A 612-nucleotide genomic window follows, 5' to 3' on the forward strand; every position below is an offset into this window, starting at 1 on the left:
GCGCCCAGCTTCTCCAGGAGGGGGTGCGCCGCGTCCGGGTGGGCGACCTTGAGGCCCAGGCGGGCGAGGACTTCGGGTTCTACGTGTGCGGAGTCGGGGGTGGGGAGGAGGACCTGGCGGGGGCCGATGGTCGTGCGCCCGTCGGCGAGCGGTACCGGTAGGCCGGAGAGCCGGTCCGGGTCCACGCCCGCGAGGCTGTCGTAGAGGCGTCGCCACCAGTCCGGGGCCTTCTCCAGGCCGGCCAGGCGGTCGATCGCGTCGGCGAGGGGGACTCGGGCCACGCCCAACGTCCGTAGTTCCACGCGGCGTTCGAGGCCGGCGGGGAGGAGGGTGGGGAGCACCTCGGCGAGGACGCGGACCATGTCGGCGCCGGCGCCCTCCACGACCTCGGCGTCCCGGGGGCGTAGAGACTCGGGCAACTCCGTGTCGTCGGTGGGGGGTTCGACTGCGGGCGGCAGGAACGGGGTGCGGGGGAGGCGGTCCAGGATGGCCTGGCGGAGGGTGCCGTCCAGCTCGCCCTTGCCGAGCGGGCCGGGCACGAGGTCGATGATGCCGGGGGTCACCGGGCGCCAGGCGGCGAGGAGTTCGACGTAGGCGTCCGCCGCGCGCTCC

Annotated in this window: 1 pseudogene; it reads right to left on the bottom strand. The window is 75.5% G+C overall.

Annotated elements, in window-relative coordinates:
• Positions 1-612: pseudogene (locus JHN45_RS52405) on the bottom strand (molecular chaperone Hsp90); the annotation flags it as partial.

The sequence above is a fragment of the Streptomyces sp. MBT53 genome, from assembly GCF_016654115.1.
In the GTDB taxonomy this organism is placed as follows: Bacteria; Actinomycetota; Actinomycetes; order Streptomycetales; family Streptomycetaceae; genus Streptomyces.